The 21,537-nt window shown below is 72.5% G+C and carries 21 protein-coding genes; 17 read left to right on the top strand and 4 right to left on the bottom strand.

Features of this window, described 5'->3' with window-relative positions:
• The first annotated feature begins 93 nt into the window (after positions 1-93).
• Positions 94-1,620 (top strand): alpha/beta hydrolase, encoded by a 1,527-nt coding sequence (locus Plo01_RS14125; protein WP_203891030.1) that lies wholly within the window; start codon positions 94-96, stop codon positions 1,618-1,620.
• Positions 1,621-1,646: 26 nt separating this feature from the next.
• On the opposite strand, the gene Plo01_RS14120 is transcribed toward Plo01_RS14125, so the two are convergent.
• Entirely contained in the window at positions 1,647-3,455 is a 1,809-nt protein-coding gene (locus Plo01_RS14120) for a bifunctional serine/threonine-protein kinase/glutamate ABC transporter substrate-binding protein (protein ID WP_203891029.1), read from the bottom strand.
• Between the two features lie 180 nt (positions 3,456-3,635).
• Between Plo01_RS14120 and Plo01_RS14115 the strand changes: the two genes are divergently transcribed.
• From Plo01_RS14115 to Plo01_RS14090, 6 genes are all read left to right on the top strand, one after another.
• Positions 3,636-4,142 carry a hypothetical protein gene (locus tag Plo01_RS14115; RefSeq protein WP_203891028.1) on the top strand — a complete coding sequence of 169 codons (507 nt, stop codon included), beginning with the start codon at positions 3,636-3,638 and terminating at the stop codon, positions 4,140-4,142.
• Positions 4,139-5,188, top strand: coding sequence for a peptidoglycan-binding domain-containing protein (locus Plo01_RS14110; protein WP_239316304.1), 1,050 nt, complete (start codon positions 4,139-4,141; stop codon positions 5,186-5,188). Before Plo01_RS14115 ends, Plo01_RS14110 begins: the two co-directional genes overlap by 4 nt.
• A gap of 185 nt (positions 5,189-5,373) precedes the next feature.
• Complete coding sequence (locus tag Plo01_RS14105; RefSeq protein WP_239316302.1) at positions 5,374-6,087, top strand: ABC transporter ATP-binding protein; 714 nt, start codon at positions 5,374-5,376, stop codon at positions 6,085-6,087.
• On the top strand, positions 6,084-7,388 hold the full coding sequence (locus tag Plo01_RS14100; RefSeq protein ID WP_203891026.1) for an ABC transporter permease: 1,305 nt from the start codon (positions 6,084-6,086) through the stop codon (positions 7,386-7,388). Before Plo01_RS14105 ends, Plo01_RS14100 begins: the two co-directional genes overlap by 4 nt.
• A gap of 139 nt (positions 7,389-7,527) precedes the next feature.
• A complete protein-coding gene (locus Plo01_RS14095; RefSeq protein ID WP_203891025.1) occupies positions 7,528-8,214 on the top strand; it encodes a response regulator transcription factor in 687 nt (228 codons plus the stop codon).
• A gap of 56 nt (positions 8,215-8,270) precedes the next feature.
• The gene (locus Plo01_RS14090) at positions 8,271-9,407 is read left to right on the top strand and encodes an ATP-binding protein (protein ID WP_203891024.1); all 1,137 of its coding nucleotides are present in this window, start codon (positions 8,271-8,273) and stop codon (positions 9,405-9,407) included.
• Between the two features lie 75 nt (positions 9,408-9,482).
• On the opposite strand, the gene Plo01_RS14085 is transcribed toward Plo01_RS14090, so the two are convergent.
• Complete coding sequence (locus Plo01_RS14085; RefSeq protein ID WP_203891023.1) at positions 9,483-10,829, bottom strand: amidohydrolase family protein; 1,347 nt, start codon at positions 10,827-10,829, stop codon at positions 9,483-9,485.
• A gap of 75 nt (positions 10,830-10,904) precedes the next feature.
• On the opposite strand from Plo01_RS14085, the gene Plo01_RS14080 reads away from it, so the two are divergent.
• Complete coding sequence (locus tag Plo01_RS14080) at positions 10,905-11,450, top strand: MarR family winged helix-turn-helix transcriptional regulator (protein WP_203891022.1); 546 nt, start codon at positions 10,905-10,907, stop codon at positions 11,448-11,450.
• A gap of 43 nt (positions 11,451-11,493) precedes the next feature.
• Here Plo01_RS14080 and Plo01_RS14075 read toward each other — a convergent pair whose 3' ends face one another.
• Positions 11,494-11,880 carry a VOC family protein gene (locus tag Plo01_RS14075; protein ID WP_203891021.1) on the bottom strand — a complete coding sequence of 129 codons (387 nt, stop codon included), beginning with the start codon at positions 11,878-11,880 and terminating at the stop codon, positions 11,494-11,496.
• Positions 11,881-11,956: 76 nt separating this feature from the next.
• Positions 11,957-12,658, bottom strand: coding sequence for a helix-turn-helix transcriptional regulator (locus Plo01_RS14070; protein WP_203891020.1), 702 nt, complete (start codon positions 12,656-12,658; stop codon positions 11,957-11,959).
• A gap of 123 nt (positions 12,659-12,781) precedes the next feature.
• On the opposite strand from Plo01_RS14070, the gene Plo01_RS14065 reads away from it, so the two are divergent.
• The 9 genes from Plo01_RS14065 to Plo01_RS14025 all read left to right on the top strand — a co-directional run bounded on the left by Plo01_RS14065 (position 12,782) and on the right by Plo01_RS14025 (position 21,520).
• Positions 12,782-13,210, top strand: a complete 429-nt coding sequence (locus Plo01_RS14065; RefSeq protein ID WP_239316300.1) for a hypothetical protein — start codon at positions 12,782-12,784, stop codon at positions 13,208-13,210.
• Positions 13,211-13,220: 10 nt separating this feature from the next.
• A complete protein-coding gene (locus tag Plo01_RS14060) occupies positions 13,221-14,381 on the top strand; it encodes a glutathionylspermidine synthase family protein (protein ID WP_203891019.1) in 1,161 nt (386 codons plus the stop codon).
• Between the two features lie 87 nt (positions 14,382-14,468).
• A complete protein-coding gene (locus tag Plo01_RS14055) occupies positions 14,469-14,948 on the top strand; it encodes a DUF350 domain-containing protein (RefSeq protein ID WP_203891018.1) in 480 nt (159 codons plus the stop codon).
• 111 nt (positions 14,949-15,059) lie between these two features.
• Positions 15,060-16,169, top strand: coding sequence for a PucR family transcriptional regulator (locus tag Plo01_RS14050; RefSeq protein ID WP_203891308.1), 1,110 nt, complete (start codon positions 15,060-15,062; stop codon positions 16,167-16,169).
• A gap of 117 nt (positions 16,170-16,286) precedes the next feature.
• Complete coding sequence (locus tag Plo01_RS14045) at positions 16,287-17,240, top strand: ACP S-malonyltransferase (protein ID WP_203891017.1); 954 nt, start codon at positions 16,287-16,289, stop codon at positions 17,238-17,240.
• 7 nt (positions 17,241-17,247) lie between these two features.
• Entirely contained in the window at positions 17,248-18,204 is a 957-nt protein-coding gene (locus Plo01_RS14040) for a beta-ketoacyl-ACP synthase III (RefSeq protein WP_203891016.1), read from the top strand.
• Positions 18,205-18,326: 122 nt separating this feature from the next.
• Entirely contained in the window at positions 18,327-18,566 is a 240-nt protein-coding gene (locus Plo01_RS14035) for an acyl carrier protein (RefSeq protein ID WP_203891015.1), read from the top strand.
• 287 nt (positions 18,567-18,853) lie between these two features.
• Positions 18,854-20,086 (top strand): beta-ketoacyl-ACP synthase II, encoded by a 1,233-nt coding sequence (gene fabF, locus Plo01_RS14030; RefSeq protein WP_203891014.1) that lies wholly within the window; start codon positions 18,854-18,856, stop codon positions 20,084-20,086.
• Between the two features lie 12 nt (positions 20,087-20,098).
• Positions 20,099-21,520, top strand: coding sequence for an acyl-CoA carboxylase subunit beta (locus Plo01_RS14025; RefSeq protein ID WP_203891013.1), 1,422 nt, complete (start codon positions 20,099-20,101; stop codon positions 21,518-21,520).
• Positions 21,521-21,537 lie beyond the last annotated feature (17 nt).

Below are 21,537 nucleotides of genomic sequence, written 5' to 3'. Positions count from 1 at the left end.
GTTCCCATGCCCCCTCCCGGGTAGGGGTTTCTACCGTCCGGCCCGGGTGAGGTTGAATCTCTTCCCCTGGGAGCGATTCGAGGGGAGCACATCGTGCGAAGGATCCTGGCGGCCGCCGCGGCGGCGGCCCTGTCGGCCGGGCTGGCCGCGTGCAGCGGGGACGACGCCGCCGCACCGGACGCCACGGCGCCCGGCACCGCCGGGCAGCAGGGCGCGATCGCCTGGGAGACGTGCACCGACATCAAGCGGCCCGACGGCGCCGCACCGGCCTCGCCGGACGAGCGCCTGCAGTGCGGGAAGCTGGCCGTCCCCCTCGACTACGCCAAGCCCGACGGCGAGAAGATCGACATCGCTCTCCTCCGCGTCGAGGCGACCGGCCCCGGCGAGCGGATCGGCTCCCTGCTGTTCAACTTCGGCGGCCCCGGCGCCTCCGGGGTCGACACCCTGGCCCAGGCGGTGAAGGCGTTCGGCTCCCTGGGCGCCCGCTACGACCTGGTCGGCTTCGACCCGCGCGGGGTCGAGCGCAGCTCCGGCGTGCGGTGCGGCGACAACGCGATGATGGACCGGTTCACCTCCGCCGACAGCGTGCCCGGCGACGAGGCCGAGCGCACGGAGATCACACAGACGATCAAAGACTTCGCCACGGCCTGCCAGGAGACCTCCGGGAAGGTCCTGCCGTACATCGGGACGGTGAACGCCGCCCAGGACATGGACCGCATCCGCGAGGCCCTGGGCGACGCCAAGCTCAACTACTTCGGCATCTCGTACGGCACGCAGCTCGGCGCGGTCTACGCCACGAAGTTCCCCGGCAAGGTGGGCCGCTTCGTGCTGGACGCCCCGCTGGACCCGAGCGTCTCCATGCACCAGCGCACCCTGATCCAGACGGCCGGCTTCCAGCAGGCCTACGAGTCCTTCCTGGCGGACTGCGTCAAGGACACCGGCGGGTGCGAGATCGGCTCCGACACGGAGACCGCGAACGCCAACATCGGCAAGCTCCTGGACGAGCTGGACGCCGAGCCGATGGCGGTCGGGGACCGGCAGCTCACCCAGGGGCTCGCCGTCACCGGCGTCGCCGCCGCCCTCTACTCGGAGCTGAGCTGGCCCTTCCTCGACCAGGCGCTGGGCCTGGCGATGAAAGGCGACGGGCGGGGCATGCTGGCCCTGGCCGACAGCTACAACGGCCGCAACCCCGACGGCTCCTACTCGACCATCATGAGCAGCTTCCCGGCGGTCAGCTGCGTGGACAGCAGCGAGCGGCCGACCGCGGAGCAGCTGGCCGAGACCGAGGCCGAGGCGCTGAAGATCTCCCCGCTGTTCGGCAGCAGCGGGCTGGGGACCATCTGCACGGTCTGGCCGGCCCCCGGGAGCGACGAGGCCACGAAGGTCGACGCCACCGGCTCGGCCCCGATCGTGGTGATCGCCACCACCGGCGACCCCGCCACGCCGTACGAGTGGGGGCCGAAGCTGACCGAGCAGCTCAAGACCGCGACGCTGGTCACATACAAGGGCGAGGGCCACGGCGCCTACCTGTCCGGCGACGCGTGCGTGAAGAAGACGACGGACGGCTACCTGCTCGACGGGAAGGTCCCGGCGGAGAACACCACCTGCCCCGGCGCCTGACCCGGCGGGCGTTTCCCGTCACCGCCCTAGCGGCAGGCCGTCGGCTTGGGCTGCTCGGTCTCGTAGCGGAAGTCCACGGTGGCGAAGTGGCGCTCGAGCCGGTCCTCGATCGTCCCGTCGCGGTACATGGCGGTGATGATCTCGTTGAGCTTCTCGCAGGCCACCCGGTCGCCCTTCCGGAAGGCGACGCCGTACGGATCATCGGTGAGCTTCGCCCCGACGATCTTGAGGTTGCTCTTGCGGGCGCCGAACCCGGCGATCACCAGGTCGTCGCCGACCAGGGCGTCGGCGCTGCCGTCGAGCACCTTGTCCGCGCACTGCGACATATCCGCGGCCTCGACGGCCTCGAAGGCGACTTCGTCCTTGAGGATCCCGGCGGCCGTCGAGCTTTCCGGCACGCAGACGGCCTTGCCCCGCAGGTGCTCCACCTTGGTGATCTTGGAGCTGGCGCGGACCAGGATGTCCCGGTGGGCCAGGTAGTACGGCCCGGCGAAGGAGACCTGCTTGGCTCTCTCCGGGGTCATGGTGAAGGTGGAGATGATGAGGTCGACCCGCCCGTGCTCCAGCGCGGACACACGCTCGGTGTAGCCCACGGGGACGAACTTCAGGCCTTTCCTCGGCACCTCGAGCTCCTCCGCGATGCGCGCGGCCACGTCGATCTCGAACCCTTCGAGCGGGCCGCCGCGTGAACCGAGGGCGATTCCCGGCAGGCCCGTGCGATAGCCGACCCGCAGTTTCCCGGTGTCCCTGATCCGGTCGAGCAGCTTCGAGCCGGTGGAGGCCGTCGGGGTCGGGGTCGGGCTGGCGACCGGCGTGGGCGTGGGCGTGGCCGTGACGCCGTCGCCGAAGGTGGGGCCGAGCCGCACGAAGGCGACGGCCGCGGCCAGGCCGACGACCGCCACCCCGCTCACCAGCACGGGCCAGCGCCGCCCGGCGGCCGGGCCCGGCCGGTCCGCCTGGGTCAGGTCGATCGTGGCCATCTGGGCGCCCTCGGCCAGCACCTCGTCGGAGACCTCGGCGTCCTGGGCCGGGTGGCCGAGCAGGCGCCGGAGCACCTCATCGGCGGTGGGCCTGCGGGCCTGGTCCTTGCGCAGGCAGGCGGCCACGACGGGGCGCAGGTCCTCGGGGAGCGCGTCCAGGTCGGGCTCGTGGTTGACGACGCGGTTGAGCGTCGCCACGATCGTCTCCTTGGCGAAGGGGGCCTGGCCGGTGGCGGTGAAGACCATGGTCGAGCCCCAGGCGAACACGTCGGCGGGGCAGCCGACCTCCTCCCCGGCGATCTGCTCGGGCGCCATGTAGGCGGGGGTGCCGACCGCGCGGGTGGTGATGGTCCCGCTCTCGTCGATGATCTTCGCGATGCCGAAGTCGACGACCCGGGGACCGTCGGGGGCCAGCAGCACGTTGTCCGGCTTGAAGTCGCGGTGCGCGATCCCGGCGTGGTGGATGGCGGCGAGCGCGGTGATCGTGCCGACGGCGAGCTTCTCCAGCGCCTCCCCGGTCAGCGGCCCGTCGCGCCCGACGACCTGACGGAGCGACGGCCCGTCGATCAGCTCGCTGGCGATGTACGGCGTCTCGCCGTCGAGGTCGGCGTCGAGCACCCGGGCCGTGCAGAACGCCTCCACGCGCCGGGCGGCGGCGAGCTCCCGCGCGAAGCGGGAACGGGCGTGGGCCATCCCGGTGAAGCGCACGTGCAGCAGCTTGATCGCGGCGCGCTCGCCCTTGCCCGACTCCCCCAGATAGACGACTCCCTGGCCTCCCTCCCCCAGCCTGCCCTTCAGCTCGTAGTCCCCCAGCCGCGGCGGATCCCCCGGCCGCAGCGGTTCCATATCCGGCATCGCCGACCCCTCGTGCTACGGCGGTTTGCCAGAACATTACACACCTCCGGCCAGGACCGCCGCTCCCGCCCGAGCCGGCCGGCATAAGAACGGGTTAAACGAATTCGCTTAAGGAGTGTTTAACAGGGCTTCCGTTGAATCTGTGGCGACAGGAAGGGAAGCCCCATGAAAAGAATCCGGATGGCGGCGGCGCTCGTCCCGCTCGCCGTTCTGACCGCGTGCGGCCAGGCTCCGAAAGCCGAGGTCGCCACGGCGGGAAGCACGGCCTCCTCGACCGGTCCATCGGCATCGCCGTCCGCGTCCGCGCAGGAAGACGGGGTGAAGTACGCCCAGTGCATGCGGGAGAACGGCATCGACATGCCCGATCCGGAACCGGGTGGCGAGCGCGTGAAGATAGCGGGGAAAGTCGACAAGAATAAATTCGATAAAGCACACAAAGCCTGCCAGAAATACGCCCCGAAGGCGATGAGGGGTCCGGTGGACGACCCCCGGGCCCGCGACGCGCTGCTCGCGTTCGCCCGCTGCATGCGGGAGAACGGCATCGACATGGCCGATCCCGACTTCTCCGGCGGCGGTGGCGGGGTCAAGATCGGCGGCCCGGAGCTGAACCCCGACTCGCCGGAGTTCAAGAAGGCGCACAAAGCCTGCGAGAAGCTCCTGCCCGGCCGGCCCGCGGAGCGGTCGTGAGGCGCGGCAGGGTGGTCACCGGCGCCGCCACGGCCGTCCTGCTCGCCGGGGGCGGCGCCGCGGCGTTCATCATGACCGGCGAGGAGAACGGCACCGCGGCGGCCTCCGCCACCGCCCCCGCGGCGACCGCCGAGGTGACCCGCTCCGACCTGGCCGACACCGAGGCGGTGGACGGCACGCTCGGCTACTCGGACCGCCGGACGCTGCCCAACCACGCTCAAGGCACGGTCACCCGGACCCGCGACGAGGGGGCCGTCGTACGGCGCGGCGGCTGGCTCTACCGGGTGGACGGCCGGCCGGTGGTCCTGATGTACGGCGACATCCCCGTCTACCGCACACTGTCGTCCTCCACCTCGGGCAGGGACGTGCGCCAGCTGGAGCGCAACCTCAAGGCCCTCGGCTACGACCCCGGCGCGGTGGACGAGGACTTCACCTGGGAGACCGGGCAGGCCGTACGGGAATGGCAGGAGGACGCGGGCCTGGAGGAGACCGGGACGGTCGACGCGGCCCAGGTCGCCGTCGCCCCGGGCCCGGTCAGGATCGCCGAGGTCACCGCCGCGGCCGGGACGTCCGCCGGGCAGTCCGTGGTGACCACGACGAGCACCCGCAGGACCGTCCACGTCGACCTCGACTCCGCCGACCAGCGGCTCGCCAGGGCCGGCGCCCCGGTGACGGTGGACCTGCCCGGCGGCGGCTCCGTCGAGGGCCGCATCACCGGGATCGGCACGGTCGCCGAGCCGGTCGAGCAGAACGGCCAGCCCACCGGCGAGTCCACGATCGATCTGGAGATCATTCTGGACGACGCCGGGAAGCTCGGCCGTCTCGACCAGGCCCCCGTCACGGCGCACCTCCGCAGCGAGGTGCGCGAGGACGTGCTGTCCGTCCCGGTCGAGGCCCTGCTCGCCCTGCGTGAGGGCGGGTACGGCGTCCGCCTGGCCGACGGGCGCGTCATCGCAGTGGAGACGGGCCTGTTCGCCGCCGGCCGGGTCGAGGTGTCCGGCGAGGGCCTCGCCGAGGGTGTGGAGGTCGAGGTGCCGCGGACATGAGCGGCCTCGCGAACGGGGCGGAGCCCGTGGCCGATCCGGACGGCCCCGGAAACACGAACGGGACCGGGACCGGGACGGAGTCTGTGGCCGGGCCGAGCGGACCTGGGAACGGGCCGAGCGGACCTGGGAACGGGCCGAGCGGACCTGGGAACGGACCGAGCGGACCTGGGAACGGGACGGGACCCGTGGTCGAGCTGCGAGGCGCGGAGAAGAGCTACCCGGGAGGGGTCCGGGCGCTGCGGGGCGTGGACCTGCGAGTGGACGCCGGAGAGCTCGTCGCGATCGTGGGCCCCTCGGGATCGGGCAAGTCGACCATGCTCCACCTGATCGGCACGCTGGACCGGCCCTCGGCGGGGACCGTCGCCATCGCCGGGCACGAGGTGGGGTCGCTGACGGACCGGGAGCTGTCGGCGCTGCGCGCCCGGCACGTCGGGTTCGTCTTCCAGCAGTTCCACCTCGCCGACGGCGTCACCGCGCTCGACAACGTCGCCGACGGCATGCTGTACGCCGGGATCCCCCGGCGGGAACGGCGGCGGCGGGCCGCCGCGGCGCTGGAGCGGGTCGGGCTCGGGCACCGGCTGGGCCACCGGCCGAACGAGCTGTCCGGCGGGGAGCGGCAGCGGGTGGCGGTGGCCAGGGCGGTGGCCGGAGGGCCGTCCCTGCTCCTGGCCGACGAGCCGACCGGCAACCTCGACACCGCCTCGGGCGGCGAGGTGCTGGCCGTGCTGCGCGAGCTCAACGCCTCCGGCACCACCGTCGCGATCATCACGCACGACGAGGAGATCGCGACGGTGGTGCCGCGCAGGATCCGGCTCCGCGACGGCCTGATCGTCGCCGACGAGCGGACATCCCGCGAACCGGCATCCGGAGGGCGGGCACTTTCCGGAGGTGCAGGATGAAGCTGTGGCGATCGGACCCCGTGGAGCGCACGGAGCTTGCGGAGCCCATCGAGCCCGCCGAGCCCGCCGGGCGGCGGTCCGGACGGGTCGAGACCGTACGGGACCGCGGGCGGGGCGCGCTGGTGCCCGCGCGGCTCGGCTGGACCGACCTGGTCCGCGTGGGGGCCTCGGGGCTGCGGACCCGGCCGGGCCGGGTGATCCTGTCCGCGCTCGGCATCGCGATCGGCATCGCCACCATGGTCGCGGTCGTCGGGATCTCCTCCTCCAGTAAAGCGCGCCTGCTCGGCGAGCTCGACCGTCTCGGCACGGACCTGCTCACCGTCTCCCCCGGCCAGACCCTCTTCGGCGAGGACGCCGAGTTCTCGGAGAAGTCGGTCGTGATGGCCGCCGGGATCGGCCCCGTCACCGCCGTCGGCGCGACGGGCGGCACCGGCGAGAGCGTGCGGCGGACCGGCATGATCCCGCGAGGGCAGACCGGCGGGCTCGCCGTCCTGGCGGCCTCCCTCGACCTGCCCGGCACCCTCCGGACCCCGATGGACCGGGGCGTGTGGCTCAACGAGGCGACGGCGGCGCAGCGCGCGGCGGTGCTGGGCTCGGTGGCCGCGCGGCGGCTGGGCGTGCGGGAGACGGGCGACCAGGTGTGGATCGCCGGGCAGTGGTGGACGGTCGTCGGCGTGCTGGAGCCGTCCACGCTCGCCCCGGAGATCGACCGGTCGGTGCTCGTCGGGTTCGAGGCCGCCCGGCGGCACCTCGGCTCGGAGGGGAACCCGACCACGCTCTACGTCCGCTCCGACGACGCGTCGGTCGCCGCCGTACGGGACGCGCTGCCCAGGACCGTCAACCCGGAGAACCCGGAGGAGGTCGAGGTGAGCAGGCCCTCCGACGCGCTGGAGGCCAAGGCGGCGGCCGACGGGGCGTTCACGAACCTGCTGCTCGGCGTCGGCGCGGTGGCACTGCTCGTCGGCGGGGTCGGCGTGGCCAACACGATGGTCATCTCGGTCCTGGAGCGCCGCAGGGAGATCGGGCTGCGCCGCTCGCTCGGCGCCACCCGGGGCCAGGTCCGCAGCCAGTTCCTGGCCGAGTCGCTGCTGCTGTCCGGCATGGGCGGGGTGGCGGGCGCGGCGCTGGGGGCGGCGGTCACGGTCGGCTACGCGGCCGTGCGGGACCTGCCCGCGGTGGTCCCGGCCTGGGCGCTGGCCGGAGGCCTGGCAGCCACCTTGATCGTCGGGACGGCCGCGGGGATATACCCGGCGGCCCGCGCGGCCCGGATGTCCCCCACCCTCGCGCTGAACACGACCTGACCACGGGCCGTGCCCCGGTGTCCGGCCGGGCGGCGGGCTTCGCGTCCGCCGTCCGTCGCCTCCGGTCCGCCGTCCCTCCAGGCGGGCCGGGCACCGACCCTTATGCGATGTTTACCCGCCGCAACCCAGGATGGCCGCCATGCGGGTTCTCATCGCGGAGGACGAGCGGGTGCTCGCCGACATCGTGGCGACCGGACTGCGGCGCGAGGCCATCGCCGTGGACGTGGTCTACGACGGCGACGCGGCGCTGGAGCGGGCGGCGGTCAACGACTACGACGTGATCGTGCTGGACCGGGACCTGCCGGTGGTCCACGGCGACGACGTCTGCCGCCACCTGGTGTCCGGGCGGGTGTCGGCGCGGATCATCATGCTGACCGCCGCCGCGGACCTGAACGCGAAGGTCGAGGGGCTGACGATCGGCGCCGACGACTACCTGTGCAAGCCGTTCGACTTCCCCGAGCTCGTTGCCCGGGTGCGCGCGCTGGCCCGCCGCACCTCCCAGGCGGTCCCGCCGGTGCTCAGCCGGGCGGGCGTCACCCTGGACCCGGCCCGCCGCGAGGTCTTCCGGGACGGCCGGTACGTCGGGCTGAGCCCGAAGGAGTTCGCCGTCCTGGAGATCCTGCTGCGGGCCGAGGGCGCCGTGGTCAGCGCGGAGGACCTGCTGGAGAAGGCATGGGACGAGAACATCAACTACTTCACGAACTCGGTGCGGGTCATCGTGATGAACCTGCGCAAGAAGCTCGGCCCTCCTCCGGTGGTGGAGACGGTGACGGGCTCGGGCTACCGCCTGCTGGAACGCGGGGCGGCCCCGGAAGCCGGACGGTGAGCACGCGCGGCGGAGCGCGATCCGCGGATGGGCGCGACGGCGACGGGACGCGACCGGTGAGCGCCCGGCGGATCTCGGTGCGGCTGCGCCTGACCCTGGTCTACGGCAGCCTGTTCTTCGCCGCCGGCGCCATACTCGTGCTGGTCAACTACTTCTTCGTGGAGCGGGTGATCTCACAGACCGTCCTGGCGGCCAAGCCGGGCACGGTGTTCGGGACGGGCGGGCCCGTCATCCGGATCCCCGCCGACGCCGGCACCGTCCGGGCCGTCGCCATGACCAAGGAGATGTACCGCGAGAACATCATGACCTCGATGTTCCAGTGGTCGCTGGCGGCCGTCGTGATCGTCGGGTGCGTCGGGCTGGCCATCGGCTGGATCGTGGCCCGCCGCGTGCTGGCGCCGCTGCACAGGATGACCGAGACGGCCCGGCGCCTGTCGGAGAGCACCCTGCACCGGCGCATCGCCCTGGACGGCCCGCACGACGAGCTGCGGGAGCTGGCCGACACCTTCGACTCCATGCTGGAGCGCCTGGGCCGGGCCTTCGACAGCCAGCGCCGGTTCGTCGCCAACGCCTCGCACGAGCTGCGCACCCCGCTGGCGATCGACCGGGCGCTGCTCCAGGTCTCCATGACCGATCCCGAACTCCCCCGGCCGGTCAGGAGGGTCGGCGCCGAGCTGCTGGAGTCCAACACCCGCCAGCGGCGGCTGATCGAGGGGCTGCTCCTGCTGGCGCAGAGCGAGCGCGAGCTGACCGACCGCCGCCCGGCGGACCTGGCCGAACTGGCCGGGAGCGCGCTCACCTCGGTTCCGGAGGCCGCCGCCGACCTGTGCCCGGCCCCGGTGGAGGGCGATCCGGTGCTGCTGGAGCGGATGATCGGCAACCTGCTGGACAACGCGGTGAAGTACAACGACGAGCGCGGCCTGGTCGTCCTGCGCACCGGTCGGGACCGCTGGGGAAGCCTCGTCACCGTGGAGAACACCGGCCGCGTCGTCCCCGCCGGGCGGGTCGACGACCTCTTCGAGCCGTTCCGCCGCCTGGACCGCGACCGCACCGGCTCGGCCGGCGGCGCGGGTCTCGGCCTGTCCATCGTCCGCGCCATCGCCCTGGCCCACCGCGGCTCCGCCGAGGCCCGCCCCCGCCCCGACGGCGGCCTCGTGGTCACCGTACGGCTCCCGCCCGCCCCAGTCCCCTGACCTCTGTGAAAGCGCCGGGGCTCCTCATCGTGATACGACGACGCCCATCCCGGCGGTCCGGCCGTGATGAGCCGCTCACCGCGAGACGGCCGCGCCCGTCCCGCCGGCCCCGGCCACGACGTGGGCCGCCGAGCGGGACGCGAGGGTGAGCGCCCCGGGCAGGCCGGGGTGGAGCAGGCGGCCCGCGCGCTTCACGATCCGCCCGGCGACCAGCACGGTGTCCACGTCGCGCACGCCCGCGGCGGTGACCACGGCGCCGATCGGGTCGTGGACCGGGGCCAGTCCCGGGCCGTCGGTGCGCAGGAGCACGAGATCGGCCTGCTTGCCGGGGCGCAGCGACCCGATCCGGTCCTCCAGGCCGAGGACGGCGGCGCCCTCGATCGTGGCCATGCGCAGCACGTCGGCGACGGTCAGGCAGCCGCCCCGGACCCGGTCCGCCGCGAAGGCGGCGCGCATGACGGCGAACATGTCGCCCGGGACGTTCGTCACCGTGTCGACGCCCAGGCCGGTGGGGAGGCCCGCGGCGCGGAACCGGCCGGTCTCCGGGTCGCCGAATCCCATCTGCATCTCCACCGCCGGGGTCACGGACGCGACGCACCCGCCGCCGGCCAGCAGCTTCACGGCCTCGTCGGTGAACCCGTTGCCGTGCACGACCATGACGTCCGGCCCGAGCAGCCCGGCGGCGTGCAGCCGCTCGACCGCGCCGGTCCCGGTGGCGTGCAGGCTGATCCGCAGGCCGAGCTCGCGGGCGAGCCGCCAGTCGGCCTCGGCCCCGGCGATCGAGCCGTAGACCGGGCCCCAGGCGGCGAGGCCGGGGGTGACGAGGCCGGAGCCGCCGAGCGTCGCGGCGGTCCGCCGTACTTCGTCCTCCCGGCGTACGGCGTCGCCGCTGCCGGGGTGCGCGTAGGCGAAGACCGCTCTGATCCCCGACTCCCGCAAGCCCTGGATCGCCGCGTCGGTGTGCTCGGGGGTGAGCTGGACGTGCGACCAGTCGTGGAGCGTGGTGATCCCGGCGTCGAGCGCCTCCAGCGCGCCCCACAGGTTCGCGGCGTGCACGTCCTCGGCGCGGAAGGCGGGACCCAGGCGGCCGAGGATGAGGTCGAGGTAGCCGCCCAGCGTCATGTCGGCGGCGACGGAGCGTAAGACGCTCTGCCAGACGTGCCGGTGGGTGTCGACGAACCCGGGCAGCACGATCATGCCCGTCGCGTCGACGACCTGGACGTCCGGGGATCCGGCCTCCGCGAGCCCCGCGGCATGCGACGGCCCCGCCGGCTCGGGGAGTTCAGGGAGGCCGGCGGACGTCGCGAGTCCCGGCCCCACGGCGGTGATGACGCCGTCCTCGACCAGCACGTCGGTCCCGGGCAGGACGCGCGGCTCCGGCTCGGTGTCGATCACGGTTCCGCCGGTGATGAGAGTGCGCACGGAAGTCCCCTTTCGGAATAGCAATCAAGAAAGCTTTTTTGAAAGCTATCAGGTGAGGGAGATATCCTCAATCCCATGCCGAAAGGGGAGAGCGGCCGCATCGGAGAGCGCGACCACGTCGACGAGATGATCGAGGCGTGGCGGGCCGAGCTGCCGGAGACCGCCACCGTGCAGCTGGAGATCGTCAAGCGCCTCGGACGGCTGAAGGGCCGGGTCGAGGAGGTCACCCAGGCCGTGCTCGGGGAGCACGGCCTGACCTACGCCGACTTCGACGTCCTGGCGACGCTGCGCAGGGCCGGAGCCCCGTACCGGCTCAAGCCGAGCCTGCTGGCCGCGCGCTCCTCGCTCACCACCGGCGGGACGAGCAACATCCTGCAGCGGCTCACCGCCGCCGGGCTCGTCGAGCGCGAGCCCGACCCGGCCGACGGGCGCAGCTCGTGGGTGCGGCTGACGCCGCTGGGCGTCCGGCGCGCCGAGGAACTGGCCGTGGCGACCACCCAGGCCCACGAAGCCCTGTTCGCCGGCGTGCCCGAGGAGACCGCCCGGGCTCTGGCCGACCTCCTGCGCGAGGCGCTCCTCGCCCTGGGAGACCGGCCGGGCCCGTCATCGCGTCACCGGTGACCGGCGAGGCGGGGCGCCTCCGGGCAGCCGGGCCCGCGCGCGGTCACGCCCCGGCGGGGAGGTTCGGCGGGGTGAAGACGCCGAACAGGTTGCCGGAGACGTCGCGGATGTAGGCGAAGTCGGGCCCGTGGGGGTTGTCGAGCAGCTTGAACACGATCTCGCCGCCCAGCTTCTCCGCGTGCTCGCAGGTGACGGCGGTGTCGGCGACGACCACCGAGAAGACCCCGTGGTTGGGGAACTGGCCGCCGTTGCCGTACACCCCGCCCTTGGGACCCTCGGCGCCCGGGTAGCCGATCAGCCGGTAGTCCATCCCGCCCTTGGCGGAGTCCTCGTCGGTGGAGAACGTCCAGCCGAACAGGCCGCCGTAGAACTTCTCCGCGCCCTGCGGGTCGTCGGTGGCGATCTCGAACCAGGCGACGGTGTTGATCATCAGGTGTCCCTTCGGATTGTTTTCCTCGAACACCTCTACGATGAACCGTACTGACGACAGCCCTATGTCGGTGTTTTCATTCGAGTTTCGGATTTCCGAACACCAGGCCCGGCACCTCGGGGGAGAACCGCTCCGGCGGGTGCTCGGGGGAGGGCTCGTCGGTCTCCTCGGCCCTGGAGATCCGGTCGAGCCGGAAGATCCTGACGTCGCCGCGGCTGCGGCACCAGCCCACGAGATACCAGTGGCCGCCGCGGCCGCCGACGAAGACGCCGGGCTCCACCTCGCGCTCGGTGGCCTGCCCCTTGGAGTCGGTGTAGGCGATCCGCAGGACGCGGCGGTGCAGCAGCGCCTGCTCGATCACCCGCGAGACCCGGGGGTACGGCTCCGGCTCGACGAGCAGGTGCACCCGCCCGGCCAGCTCTCTGGCCCGGTCGCCGTCGAGCTCGGGCATCGCGGCCATCAGCTTGCGCAGGGCGCTGCGGGCCTGGGCGGAGAAGGGGCTGTCGCCCGCGCGGCTGAGCGCCACGGCGACCGCGACGGCCTCCTCCGGGGTGAAGTTCAGCGGCGGCAGGGACTTGCTCTTGTCCAGGACGTAGCCGCCGCGCCTGCCGGGCTCGGCGTAGATCGGCACGCCGGACTGCTGGAGCGCGGAGATGTCGCGCTCGACCGTGCGCACGCTCACCTCGAACCGCCCGGCGAGATCGCGGGCGGACCGGGGCCGGGGAGAGATCGCGCGCAGCTCCTCGACGAGGGCGTATAGCCGGTCGGTACGGTTCACATCCCCGACGTTACGGTCCCTCACCGACAACCCCGCCGCCCGGGGAACTTAACAGGATGGTCACACAGTTGAACAGCTAAAACGCCCTGGCTACGCTGGCCTGACACATCTCATTGGAGTTCAATGGCGCAGAAACACCCGATGGCGCAGAACCCCTCCGGCAAGTCCAACCCCCAGGCGAAGAAGTCGGGGAAGTCGGGCTCGAAGGCGTCCACGGTCATCACCCTCGGCACGATCGGCGTCGTCGCGCTGGTCGTCATCGGCTCGTGCGCGGCCGTTGACGACGACTACGAGGAGGTCAACGCCGACTGCGTCAACCTCGGCAACCAGCTGTCGGACGGCACCTACGAGGTCGTGGACGACGACTACTGCGACGACGACGGCTACCACGGCTCGCGCGGCGCCTACGGCTGGTACTACGGGGGATTCCGCTCCGGGACCAAGGTCTCGAAGGGCACCACCGTCAAGCCCTCCGACGTCTCCATCGTCAGCCGCAACGGCACCGTGATCCAGCGTGGCGGCTTCGGCGGCCGCGGCGGCTCCGGCAGCTGACCGCCGGCCGATGCGACGAGAGACCTCGCTCCCCCGCGACGGCTGGGAGCGCATCATCGAGAGCCAGGGCCTGGCCTACCACCGTACGGCCCACCCCGGCGGTCTCGACCGTCCCTACTGGGACGAGAGCGCGCACTACGTCTTCTCCATGGAGGAGGTCCTCTCCCTGGAGGAGCAGGTCGAGGAACTGCACCGCATGTGCCTGCACGCGGTGGAGCACGTCGTCGAGCGGGGCCGCTACGCCGACTTCGCCGTCCCCGAGTGGGCGGCGCCGGAGATCGCCCGCTCCTGGGAGCGGCGCGACCCGCACCTGTACGGCCGGTTCGACCTGCGCTACGACGGCACCGGCCCGGCCAAGCTGCTGGAGTACAACGCCGACACCCCGACCAGCCTGCTGGAGAGCTCGGTCGTGCAGTGGTTCTGGCTCAAGGACCGCCACCCGGACGACGACCAGTGGAACTCCATCCACGAGCGGCTGATCGACCGCTGGCGGGACATCGCGAAGGTGATGCCCACCGGGCCCGCCCACTTCGCCTGGACCAACAGGGACGAGACCGGCGAGGAGGCGATGACGCTCGCCTACCTCCAGGAGACCGCCGACCAGGCCGGGCTCACGACCGTCGCGGTGGCCATGGAGGACATCGGCTGGGACGGCCTCAACCTGCGGTTCGTGGACATGGAGCGCCGGATGATCCGTACGCTCTTCAAGCTCTACCCGTGGGAGTGGGCGATCGCCGACCCGTTCGGGGAGCGGGCCGTGCGCCAGCAGATCTCGATGACCTGGATCGAGCCGCTGTGGAAGATGCTCCTGTCGAACAAGGCGCTGCTGGCCGTCCTGTGGGAGCTGTACCCCGGCCATCCGAACCTGCTGCCCGCCTACCTCGACGGCCCCCGCGACCTGACCGCCCACATCGCCAAGCCGCTGCTGGGCCGGGAGGGCGCGAGCATGCGGATCGTCGGCCCCGGCCAGAACGTCGAGACCGGCGGCTCCTACGGCGCCGAGGGCTACGTCCACCAGGCTTTCGAGGCGCTGCCGTCCTTCGACGGCAGGCGGCCGGTGCTGGGCGCATGGGTGGTCTGCGACGAGTCGGCGGGGCTCGGCATCCGCGAGACCTCGGGGCTGATCACCGACGACACGTCGTCCTTCGTGCCCCACCGCATCGAGTTGTGAGGGCAGGATGGTGACGCCCCGCACCCCGGCCCCCGCAACCTCTTCAGCCCCTCGAACACCAACCTTCACCGCCCGGAGAGAATCCATATGACTCCCAGCCCGCAGCCGGTCCCGCTTCCCGACACGACCGGCACCGTCACCCTCGCCGAGACCCTCGTCCGGGACGCGCTCGCCATCGCCTCCTACGCGGCGCTCGGCGTGCTCCTGCTGATCATCGGCTTCTACGTGATCGACCTGGCCATCCCCGGCAAGCTCAGCCAGCTGATCAAGACCGACCGCAATCCCAACGCCACCCTGCTCACCTCCTCCGGCCTGGCCGCCGTCGGCCTGATCGTCGCGGCCTCCATCTGGTCCTCCGGCGGGGCGCTGCAGGAGGGACTGCTGGCGACGCTGGTCTACGGGCTGGTCGGCATCGCCGTGCAGACCGTGGCGATGATCCTCTTCGACCTGGCCGCCGGGATCTCCGTCCGCAAGCTGGTCTCCGAACCGGAGCTCCAGCCCGGCACGCGCCTGCTCGCGGTCACCCACCTGGCCCTCGGTCTGATCACCGCCGTCGCCGTGATCTAGCCCTCCCATGTCCACGACTCGGACGGGCTGGCGCATTCCCGGCGACCTGGCACTCTTTATTCCGTGAACGATCGGATCCGCGAGGACACCACACGCAGGCTGGAACGGGCCATGGGCTCCCTGGGCACGGCCGCCATGGCCAGAATGGACGAGCGGCTGCCGTGGTTCCGCGCACTGTCCGCCGAGGACAGGTCCTGGGTGGGGCTGGTCGCCCAGGCCGGGATCGCCGCGTTCGTGGAGTGGTTCCAGCACGCCGGGAAGGGACAGCCGGCGCCCAGCATCGAGTTCTTCGGCACCGCGCCCCGCGAGCTGAAGCGGTCCATCTCCCTGCAGCAGACCGTGGACATCGTCCGGACCGTGGTCGAGGTGGTCGAGGCGCAGACCGGAGAGCTGGCCGCGCCGGGCGGGGACGACCAGCTCCAGCAGGCGATGCTCCGCTACACGCGGGACGTCGCCTTCGCCGCCGCGCACGTCTACGCCCGCGAGGCCGAGGCGCGCGGCGCGTGGGACGCGCGCCTGGAGGCGCTGATCGTGGACGCCCTGGTCCGCGGCGAGGTGGACGACGGGCTGCACTCGTGGGCCGCCGCGCTGGGCTGGACCTCCTCGCCGGTGGTCGTGCTCGCCGGGCAGGCGCCCGACGACGACCCGCAGGCGGTGATCGACGGGCTGCGCGACCGGGGCCGCAGGGCCGGGCTGGACATGCTGGCCGGGGTCCAGGGCGACCAGCTGATCGTCATCGTCGGCGGGGCCGACAGCGTCTCCGCGGCGGCCAAGCACGTGGTGCCGCGTTTCGGCCCCGGCCCGATCGTGATCGGGCCGGAGGTGAGCGACCTGCACACCGCGGCGCGGTCGGCGCGGGCCGCGATCGCCGGGCTGCGGGCCGCCTCCGGGTGGCCGGACGCGCCCCGGCCGGTCCACGCCGAGGACCTGCTCGCCGAGCGGGCCATCGACGGCGACGAGGACGCCAGGGCACAGCTGGTCGAGAACGTCTACCTGCCGCTGGTGGGCACGCCGCTCCTCGACACGCTCGCGACCTATCTGGAGCAGGGCACGTCCCTGGAGGCGACGGCCCGGTTGCTGTTCGTGCACCCGAACACGGTGCGCTACCGTCTCCGGAAGATCACAGAGCTGACCGGATACCAGCCCACGGAGGGGCGTTCGGCCTTCACCCTCCAGGTGGGCCTCATTCTCGGGCGTCTGTCCGAACCGTCTCTGACGTAGGTGTCCTTACTTAATTCTGCCGAAACCTCCCCTGTATGTTCCCTACAAAAGATTGCGGACAAAGTTCATCCTGATCTCTATCCGTGTGGTGGACCTCTACAGGGCAGGCTGGATTTCGTGCTCGTCATCGTCGCTCCGGGCCAAGGCGCCCAGACCCCAGGCTTCCTGACCCCCTGGCTTGAGATCCCCGGCATCGCGGATCGGCTGTCCGCGTGGTCCGAGATCGTCGGCCTCGATCTGATCGCCTACGGGACCACCGCCGACGCGGACGAGATCCGTGACACCGCGGTCGCCCAGCCGCTGCTCGTGGCCGCGGGCCTGGCCGCCGCCGAGGTCCTCGGCGTCGTTCCCGCCTCCGGCGCGCCCGGCTCGGGCGCGCCCGGCATGGTCGCCGGGCACAGCGTCGGCGAGCTGACCGCCGCCGTCCTGGCCGGAGTCCTCACCGCCGAGCAGGCCCTGACCCTGGTCCGCGAGCGCGGCCGGGCCATGGCCGAGGCCGCCGCGATCACCGAGACCGGCATGGTCGCGGTGCTCGGCGGCGTCGAGGAGGACGTGCTCGCCTCGATCGACAAGCACGGCCTCACCCCGGCCAACATCAACGGCGCCGGGCAGGTCGTGGCGGGCGGCATGCTGGAGCGGCTGGAGGCGTTCAAGGCCGAGCCCCCGGCCCGGGCGCGCCTGATCCCGCTCTCGGTCGCCGGGGCCTTCCACACCGTCCACATGGCGCCGGCGGTCGACCGCATGCGCGAGACCGCCGCCTCACTCCCGCCCCGCGACCCGTCCGTCGCGCTGCTGTCCAACGCCGACGGCGCCGTGATCACCAGTGGAGCCGAGTTCATCGGGCGCCTGGTCGACCAGGTCGCCAACCCCGTGCGCTGGGACGCCTGCATGGCCACGATGGCCGAGCGGGGCGCCACCGCGATGATCGAGCTGCTGCCCGGCGGCACGCTCACCGGCCTGGCCAAGCGCGCGCTGCGCGGGGTCACCGCCGTCGCGCTGAAGACGCCCGACGACCTCGGCCCCGCCCGGGAGCTCCTCGCGTCCGGGTCCGACACGACCGGGGAAGGGTGATCGTCCGATGAAGATCTCACAGGGCGCCCCGGGCGCGAAGATCCTGGCCTTCGGCCACTACCAGCCCTCCAACGTGGTCACCAACGACGACCTGTCGAAGACCATGGAGACCAACGACGAGTGGATCCGCACCCGGGTCGGCATCCAGGAACGCCGGATCGCCGCACCCGGCGAGTCCGAGATCGACCTGGCCGTGCAGGGCGGCGGCAAGGCCATCGCGGCGAGCGGGCTGTCGGCCGCCGACATCGACCTGGTGATCGTGGCCACCTGCACCCTGGAGACGCAGATCCCGAACGCGGCCGGCCGGGTGGCCGCCCGGCTCGGCATCAACGCCCCCGGCGCCTTCGACGTGAACACCGCCTGCTCCGGCTTCTGCTACGCGCTGGCGGTCGCCAACGACGCGATCCGCGCGGGATCGGCCACCAACGTGCTGGTCGTCGGCGTGGAGAAGTTCTCGCCCTGGATCGACTGGACCGACCGGGCCACCGCGGTGATCTTCGCCGACGGGGCGGGCGCCGCGGTCGTCGGCCCGTCCGACACCCCCGGCATCGGCCCGGTGGTGTGGGGCAGCGACGGCGACAAGTCCGACGCGATCATCGTCAAGGACCGCCACTCCTTCCTCCATCAGGAAGGCCAGACCGTGTTCCGCTGGGCTACGACCTCGCTTCACCCGGTGGCCAGGCAGGCGTGCGAGCGTGCCGGGGTGGACCCCGCCGACCTCGCCGCCTTCGTGCCCCACCAGGCCAACGTGCGCATCATCGAGGCCATCGCGCGCAAGATCGGCGCCGACAACGCCGTCGTCGCCAAGGACATCGTGCTGGCGGGCAACACCTCCGCCGCCTCGATCCCGATGGCCCTGTCCCGGATGATCGAGCGCGGCGAGGTGGAGTCGGGCGGGCTCGCCCTGCTGCTGGGCTTCGGGGCCGGTCTGACCTACGCCGCCCAGGTCGTCGAGATCCCATAGACCGAGAGCACGCACAACCCCATACGGACCTCGTCGTCCCGGACGTTTGAGATCCTTTCCAGTGCTTGCGCGGCCCCGCCGCGCAGAACGAGAAGAAAACCGACCCAAGGAGAACACGCGACATGGCCATGACCGAGCAGGAGATCCTCGCTGGTATCGGCAAGATCATCAACGAGATCACCGGCATCCCGGCCGCCGAGGTCACCCCGGAGAAGAGCTTCGTGGACGACCTCGACATCGACTCGCTGTCCATGGTCGAGATCGCCGTCGCCGCCCAGGACGAGTTCGGCGTCGAGATCCCCGACGACCAGCTCAAGCACCTGAAGACCGTCAAGGACGTCATCGGCTACATCCAGGGCTGAGGCGTGACTCGGTGGGTCTTCGCCGGGGCGCGCCCGCGGCGGGGATCCACCGGACACGCCCCGGGTCGCGGCCACGGGCCTCGCCCACGGCGAGGATCCGCCCGCGACTCCCCGGGGGCCCGGGGGTCCTGACCGGGCCCCGGCGGCGCCGTCTCCCCCGGCACGCGGCGCCGTACCACCCTCACCTCGCCACCCGAGGACGCCGGGGACACGTCGGGGACGCCATCCGGTGACGAGAAGTCCCGGAGATCCCCGGCACCGACCGCGAGATCCAAGGAGTGCAGAACGTGAGTACAGACCGGGTACGTGTCGTCGTCACCGGGTTCGGCGCGACGACGCCCCTCGGTGGGGACGCCGCCTCGACCTGGTCGGCCCTCCTCGCCGGTCAGTCCGGGGTCCGCACGCTCACCGAGGACTGGATCGACTCGGTCCCGGTGAAGTTCGCCGCCGTCGCCGCCGTCGACCCGACCGAGGTGCTGCCCCGGCCGGAGGCGCGGCGGCTGGACCGGGCCGAGCAGCTCGCGCTGGTCGCGGCCCGCGAGGCCTGGGCGCACGCCGGGATCGAGAAGGTCGACCCCGAGCGCCTCGGCGTCGTGGTGGGCAGCGGGATCGGCGGCATCACCACGATCCTGTCCGCCTACGACACCTTCAAGGAGAAGGGCTGGCAGCGGCTCTCGCCGTTCACCGTCCCGATGCTGATGCCGAACGGCCCCGCCGGCTGGATCGGCATCGAGGTCGGGGCGCGGGCCGGCGTGCACGCGACCGTCAGCGCCTGCGCCACCGGCGCGGAGTCCATCGGCTACGCCATCGAGATGATCCGCTCCGGCCGGGCCGACGTGATCGTGGCCGGCGGCACCGAGGCGGCCATCCACCCGCTCAACATCGGCTCCTTCGCGGCGATGCGGGCCATGTCCACCCGGAACGACGACCCGCAGGGCGCCTCCCGGCCGTGGGACCGGGCGCGTGACGGGTTCGTGCTCGGCGAGGGCGCCGGCATCCTCGTCCTGGAGTCTGAGGAGCACGCCCGCGCCCGGGGCGCCACGATCTACGCGGTGGCCGCCGGCGTCGGCTACTCCGCCGACGCCCACCACATCGCCCAGCCGGAGCCGACCGGCGCCGGGGTCATGCTGGCCATGCGCCGCGCCCTGGAGAACTCCGGTCTCACCGGCCAGGACGTCAAGCACGTGAACGCGCACGCCACCTCCACCCCCGCGGGTGACGTGGTGGAGACCATCGCGATCAAGGAGGTCATCGGCGGCCACCCGCTGGTCACCGGGACCAAGTCGATGACCGGTCACCTGCTGGGCGGGGCCGGGGGCATCGAGTCGGTCTTCACCGTCCTGGCGTTGCACGAGCGGGTCGCCCCTGGAACGATCAACGTGGACGACCTCGACGACGGCATCGAGGTGGACCTCGTACTCGGCGGCCCCCGCACGCTGCCGGGCGGCCAGATCGCGGCGATCAACAACTCCTTCGGGTTCGGCGGACACGACGTCGCCGTGGCCTTCACCAGCGTCTGACAGGAGCTCCGTATGACCGTGCTCGACAACAGGGTGGTGACCGAGCCCTCCGACAAGGAGGCCGCTGATCCCCGGGATCCCCAGGTGCGCCTGGCGGCCCTCCTCGACGAGGGATCGATCCGGCTGATCACTCCGGAAGACCGCAGCGGCGTGCTCGCCGCGATGGGCCGCGTGGAGGGCGTGCCGGTCGTCGTGTTCTGCAGCGACGCCCGCGTCCAGGGCGGCGCGATGGGCAGCGAGGGCTGTGAGCACATCGTGCACGCCTACGACGTCGCGGTCCGCGAGCGGGTGCCGGTCATCGGCGTGTGGCACTCCGGCGGCGCCCGTCTCGCCGAGGGCGTCGAGTCCCTGCACGCGGTGGGCCGCGTGTTCGCCGCGATGACCCGCGCCTCCGGCGTGGTCCCGCAGCTGTCGGTGGTGGTCGGTCCCGCCGCCGGCGGCGCCGCCTACGGCCCGGCCCTCACCGACATCGTCATCCTCGCCGACGAGGGCCGCATCTTCGTCACCGGGCCCGACGTGGTCCGCAGCGTCACCGGCGAGCAGATCGACATGGCGGCGCTCGGCGGCCCCGAGCCGCACAGCAAGCGCAGCGGCGTCGTGCACGTGGTCGCCAAGACCGAGACCGACGCCTACGTCCAGGCCCGCCGCCTGGCGGTGCTCCTGGGCCACCAGGGCCGCATCCGCACCGAGGTCGACGAGGTCGACTTCTCCGACCTGCTCCCGGAGAGCGCCCGCCGCGCCTACGACGTCAAGCCCCTGGTCAAGGGGTTGCTCGACGAGCCGGGTGTCGAGCTGCACCCCAAGTGGGCGCCGAACATCGTCACCACGCTGGGCCGGCTCGGGGGCCGGACCGTCGGAGTGATCGCCAACAACCCGATGCGTCTGGGCGGCTGCCTGGACGCGGCCTCCGCCGAGAAGGCCGCTCGGTTCGTCCGGATGTGCGATGCCTTCGGCGTCCCGCTGGTCGTCCTGGTGGACGTCCCCGGCTACCTGCCGGGCGTCGGCCAGGAGCACGACGGCGTGGTACGGCGCGGAGCCAAGCTGCTGCACGCCTTCGCCGAGGCCTCGGTGCCGCGGGTCACGCTGGTGACGCGCAAGGCGTACGGCGGCGCCTACATCGCGATGAACTCCCGCTCCCTGGGCGCCACCAAGGTCTTCGCCTGGCCGACCACCCAGATCGCGGTCATGGGCGCGGTCGCCGCGGTCCGCATCCTCAAGCGCCGCGAGCTCGCGGCGGCCCCGGAGGAGGAGCGGGCCGCCCTGGAGACCAAGCTCGCCGAGGAGCACGAGATCCTCGCCGGCGGCCTCGACCGGGCCATCGAGCTCGGCGTGGTCGACGAGGTGATCAAGCCCGAGGAGACCCGCGGCGCCATCGCCCGGGTGCTGGCGCAGGCCACCCCGGCCCGCGGCGCCCACGGCAACATCCCTCTCTGAGTCACTCGCGCAGACGA

Origin of the sequence: Planobispora longispora (assembly GCF_016863135.1) — a bacterium.
Classification (GTDB): domain Bacteria; phylum Actinomycetota; class Actinomycetes; order Streptosporangiales; family Streptosporangiaceae; genus Planobispora; species Planobispora longispora.
This window is presented reverse-complemented; position numbering and strand designations above follow the sequence as displayed.